This is a genomic window from Natronorubrum halalkaliphilum, from assembly GCF_009834785.1.
Taxonomy (GTDB): domain Archaea; phylum Halobacteriota; class Halobacteria; order Halobacteriales; family Natrialbaceae; genus Natronorubrum; species Natronorubrum halalkaliphilum.
In genome coordinates, this window is sequence record NZ_WUYX01000018.1 from 1 (window position 1) to 5,112 (window position 5,112).

At 61.5% G+C, this 5,112-nt stretch carries 5 protein-coding genes and 1 tRNA gene; 5 read left to right on the forward strand and 1 reads right to left on the reverse strand.

The annotated features are described in order from the left end of the window. The first annotated feature begins 109 nt into the window (after positions 1-109). Positions 110-604, forward strand: a complete 495-nt coding sequence (locus GS429_RS04330; protein WP_328821237.1) for a group I intron-associated PD-(D/E)XK endonuclease — start codon at positions 110-112, stop codon at positions 602-604. Here GS429_RS04330 and GS429_RS04335 read toward each other — a convergent pair. Beyond that, positions 590-1,012 (reverse strand): CopG family ribbon-helix-helix protein, encoded by a 423-nt coding sequence (locus tag GS429_RS04335; protein WP_160063081.1) that lies wholly within the window; start codon positions 1,010-1,012, stop codon positions 590-592. The genes GS429_RS04330 and GS429_RS04335 overlap by 15 nt on opposite strands. Positions 1,013-1,121: 109 nt before the next feature. Here GS429_RS04335 and GS429_RS04340 point away from each other — a divergent pair, with 109 nt between their 5' ends. The 4 genes from GS429_RS04340 to GS429_RS04355 all read left to right on the forward strand — a co-directional run bounded on the left by GS429_RS04340 (position 1,122) and on the right by GS429_RS04355 (position 4,758). Further along, positions 1,122-2,327 carry a GTP-binding protein gene (locus GS429_RS04340; RefSeq protein WP_160063083.1) on the forward strand — a complete coding sequence of 402 codons (1,206 nt, stop codon included), beginning with the start codon at positions 1,122-1,124 and terminating at the stop codon, positions 2,325-2,327. Then, positions 2,328-3,638 (forward strand): CobW family GTP-binding protein, encoded by a 1,311-nt coding sequence (locus GS429_RS04345; protein WP_160063085.1) that lies wholly within the window; start codon positions 2,328-2,330, stop codon positions 3,636-3,638. It abuts the gene before it with no gap. 366 nt (positions 3,639-4,004) lie between these two features. Then, positions 4,005-4,598, forward strand: coding sequence for a MogA/MoaB family molybdenum cofactor biosynthesis protein (locus GS429_RS04350; RefSeq protein WP_160063087.1), 594 nt, complete (start codon positions 4,005-4,007; stop codon positions 4,596-4,598). A gap of 52 nt (positions 4,599-4,650) precedes the next feature. After that, positions 4,651-4,758 (forward strand) — tRNA-Ile (locus GS429_RS04355). The last annotated feature ends 354 nt before the right edge of the window (positions 4,759-5,112 follow it).

Sequence of the window (5,112 nt, forward strand, 5' to 3'; positions counted from 1 at the left end):
TGACCCCTGCCGACAAAGCATATCTCCACCGTAGATCGCCCCCTACGAGATACTAACGAAATCAGCTGGGGCTAAACACGTACTATCGAATTACGCGGCGAAGTCGACCGTGATCGACCGAACGACGTGCTACGAAAACCTCGAGGAACCACAGAAACGCGGACGGGCGACCGAAGCGATCGTTCGGGCGGCGTTCGTCGTCCGCGATATTCCCGTCCTCGTCCCGACCGACGACACCGAACCGTACGATCTGGTGGTCGAAGTCGGCGGACGATTTCACCGGATTCAGTGTGAGACAGCGTATCGAAAGAGCGAGGGAACCGTCGCCTTCGAAACGGTCAGCGCTCGCCAGCGACGTGATACCTACGATCGCCGAGGGAGCGACGACCGCGCAGAGTACTTCGCCGTCTACGATCCGGTCAACGACAATCGATATCTGATCCCCCTCGCCGAGGCCGCGAGCGAAACCGTGGTGATCCGGTTCCGGGAACCGAAAAACGGCCGGTCGGGCGGCAGCAACCGGGCGGAGGACTACCTACTCGACGAGCGACTCGCGGATCTCCGCCACCCCTCCTCAGTCGACACCGGATCAGACGTCAGGTAGCTGGCCGACGGAATCCAGCGCAACCAGCGTGTAGTCGACGGTCTCGACGTCTTCGATCGCCCGCAATTTCCCGACGAACCCCGATACCACTTCGAGGTCACCCTCGATGACGAACAGATCCAGACAGTACTCCGCAACGTGGCTGTGGTCGTTCGAGGCGATGTGTGAATCGTGTTCGTGTCTGAGTTCCGTAACGCGACGCTCGACGCGCTGGGTGCCGAAATCGTAGCATACGGTGACGACACCGGCGAGCGTTTCCCCCTCGAGTCGCTCGTCGTCGAACTCGGTGAGCAACGCTCGTGTGCTTTCCCGGACGACTTCGCTCCGGCCGGTGTAGTCGTGTGCCGCGGCGTGGGAGTCGAGTCGATCGATCAGTTCGTCGGGCATCGAGACGCTAACGACTGGCATTTCCATTATGAATATAGTGCATTGAGATAATAGTTTTTGTTATGTACCTGGGGTAGGTTGCGTAATAACTAACATTAACAAGACTGGAGTACATATTCACAATCGATCTATGACTACCGATCGAATCCCCGTGACTGTGCTGAGTGGCCCGCTCGGAGCTGGCAAAACGACCGTCCTGAACCATGTCTTGACCGCCGACCACGGTCTCGAGGTGGCCGTCGTCGTCAACGATATGGGTGACGTCAACGTCGACGCCGAACACGTCGCTCAACAAACGGATCTGGGCGGCGACGAGGAGATTATCGAACTGTCCAACGGCTGTATCTGCTGTCGCCTGCGCGGGGATATGTTAGACGAAGTCGGTCGGCTTGCCGACCGCCGCGAGTTCGACTACTTACTGGTCGAATCGTCGGGCATCTCGGAACCCATTCCGGTGGCTCAGACGTTCGCGATGGGGTTCGAAGACGCGGATTTCGATCCAACCGACACCTACGAGCTGGATACGATGGTCACCGTCGTCAACGCACACAGCATCTGGGACGCGTTCGATTCCGGGACCGCGCTCACCGACCAGCAACTCGAGGACGACTCCGGTCGCGTCCCCGAGGAAGTTCTGCTCGATCAGATCGAGTTCTGCGACGTCCTCCTGCTGAACAAGTGCGACCTCGTACCCGACGACGCGCTCGAGGAGATCGAGGCCGTTCTCGAGCGTCTCCAGCCCCGTGCAAAACTCGTCCGGACCGAGTTCGGTGACGTCGAACCGGACGAGATTCTCGGCACCGGCCAGTTCGATTTCGAGCGTGCACAGGCGTCCGCGGGCTGGAAACACGAACTCCAGCACGACCACCACCACGACCCGCAGGCGGAACACGGGGTGACGTCGTTCGTCTACCAGCGCGATCGACCGTTCCACCCCGAACGGATCGCCGCGCTCCTGCCGGCCCTTCCGGACGCGCTCATCCGCGCGAAAGGGTTTTTCTGGAGCGCGGGCCGCGAGGACGTTGCGATGGGGATCGACAAAGCCGGAACGTCGGTCCGGGCCGGTCCGTCGGGTCAGTGGCTGGCGACGCTTCCCGAGGCCCAGCGCGAGCAGTACTTCGCCGCCCGCCCGGGGCTCGAGGACGACTGGGACGAAGAGTGGGGCGACCGAATGACGCGACTCGTCTTCATCGGCCGCGAGTTCGACCACGACGCGCTGATCGACCGTCTCGACGACTGTCTCCTGACCGAGAGCGAAATGAACGACGACTGGGACAGCTATCCCGATCCGTTCGAACCGGAAGACCGACGTGAACTCGCGCTCGCAGACGACTAAATGAGCGTTCCCGTCACGATCCTCTGTGGCGAACTCGGTGCGGGCAAAACGACACTCCTGTCGGGCCTGCTCGAGTCGTCGGACCGAGAGATCGCCGTTCTGGTCAACGACGTCGGCGCGGTCAACGTCGACGCGGACCTCGTGGAAGCGCGCACCGATCTGACGACCGGCGAAGACGTCCTCGCCCTCGAAAACGGCTGTATCTGTTGCAGTCTCGGTGGCGAGCTTTCCCGCTCGGTCATTCAACTCTGGAAGGAACACGACTTCGACTATCTCGTCGTCGAGGCCTCCGGCGTCGGCGAACCTGAACCGATCGCGCGACAGTTCGTCCGCGGTCCTGCCGGCGGACCCTACGACCTCGACGCGGTCGTCACCGTCGTCGATGCTCGGCGGTTCTACGACCGGTTCGCGACTGGCAACGCGGAAGCCAACGCACAGGACGAGCAACCGATCCCGGAGCCCCAGGGCCCCGACGATACCGGCAGCCGTCCGCTCGCGGATCTGCTCCTCGAACAGATCGAGTTCTGCGATCTGCTGGTTGTCAACAAGTGCGACCTCGTGACCGACGCCGAACGCGACCGGGTCGTCGCCCTGCTCGAGACGCTCCAGCCTCGAGCCGACGTCGTGACGACCGAGTACGGTGGGATCGACTCGAGTGATCTCCTCGAGAGCGAGCGATTCGATCTCGAGGCGGCCGCCGACTCGGCGGGCTGGAAGCAAGCGATCAAAACCGCCGACGCGACCGGGGCACACGAGCACGGTCAAGATGCGCACGAGGACAGCCACGATGGTCACGCGACCACCTACGACGACCATACCGACCATCCGGACTATCCAGACCACGATCACATCCACCCGCCCGAACGCTACGGCATTCAGATCGACACCTACCACCGACGGCGTCCGTTCCATCCCGGGCGCTTTACGGCCTGCCTGGAGAGCCTTCCCGACAACCTCGTCCGCGCGAAAGGGCTCTGCTGGATCGCCGGCCGAGAGCAACAGGCAGTCACGATGAGCTTCGCCGGATCCGAGACTACTCTGGAGGTCACCGGCCGCTGGATCGCCAGCTTCTCCGACGAACGCCAGGAGGCCTACCGGCAGAGCCAGCCCGACCTCCCGTGGGACGAGGAGTGGGGCGACCGCGAGACGCGGCTCGCACTCATCGGTCGGAACATCGAAATGGACGACCTGTCCGCTCGCCTCGACGACTGTCTGCTGACCGAGAGCGAACTGGCGGCGGACTGGTCCTCGTTCGAAAACCCCGCGCCGACGGGGATGGGTGAGACGGTGACGATCCCGGACGGCGACTGAGACGGATTGCTGTAACTATGTACCGCCGATCACCGACACCGTCCCTGGTGATCGGCGGTCATTGATTACAGTAAACCGTATGACTCGAGCCGGTATCGCATCCGTATTGAGACCGAGACCGGGACCGGGTGCGGGATCGGGACCGACGATACCCCTTCCGACCCGAGTGAACTCGGCGGTCCTCCCGATTCGGGCCAATTGAGGTGCGAAGTATCGGTCAGCGACCAGCGCCGACGCGCGGCGATTTCGCCTCGAGAGCCACGGGGTGTAGAGCGAGAGCGGAAGCGAAACCCACACCGAAACCGGACGTGAAAACAAAAACAAGAGAGGGGAGATATTATCGCACTCGAGCGTAGACACCAAAGTATGACCACCGACAAAGACGACCGGCGAGGGACGGACGATCACGGCCACGACGTCATCGATCCGCTGTACGTCGGCATTGTCACGGTCTCGAGTTCGCGCGCACAGGCCGACGAGGACGACCCCGACGATCCGGGCGGAGATACGATTCAGGAGTGTTTCGAGGCCGAAGGCCACGAAGTACGGGAACGGCTACTCGTTCGAGACGACTACTCGTCGATCCGGACGGCGGTGCGCGGGCTGGTTGCACGCCGTGACATCGACATCGTTCTCACGACTGGCGGAACGGGCGTCACCGCCGACGACGTCTCGCCGGAGGCAACCGCGTCGCTGTTCGAACGCGAACTTCCCGGCTTCGGTGAACTGTTCCGGTCGCTCTCCTGGGACGAGGTCGGGACCCGCGCGATGGCCTCGCGTGCAACGGCGGGAATCGCCGTCGACACACCGGTATTCTGCCTTCCCGGGAGCACGAACGCTTGCCAGACTGCATGCGAGCAACTCATCGTTCCCGAGGCACCCCACCTCGCCGGACTCGCGACCCGTCACCGAAAAGACGGAACCGATCAGTCGCTCTCGGCCTACCAGAGCGAGGACTGACCTCTTACAGACAGCAACGGTTAACTACGGCGCGCGTTTTTCCTCGAGTGAAGGGCCCTTAGCTCAGTCTGGTTAGAGCGCTCGGCTCATAACGCGGCTGCACACGGTTGCGGCTGTGTGAGACACCGAGTGGTCGATGGTTCGAATCCGTCAGGGCCCATTGTTTGTGAGGATTGGCGTAGGAGCCCCTCTATATCGCAAAAACGGCACTTATTCTATTACAGATCGCTTCGACCTGACGAGACAATCCAGAATGTGCAGGGTTCTGAGCCAGTGGAATTTGGCCTTTCGTGTCTCGCACGACTCACTCGTCTTATCCAGCAAATGGAAGAATTAGCGTATAACATTCAGAGATCACATCCATTAGGGAAGCTATCTTCAGCGGACGTGACGGGGCCTACATCTGGAGTCTCACTAATCAACTACGGGAACCATCCGTCTTTAGTTAGGAGACAAAACGCATGACAGCGACGGCTTATCGTGGCTATTTTTCGGAAGGAATGAGGAGGTGTCG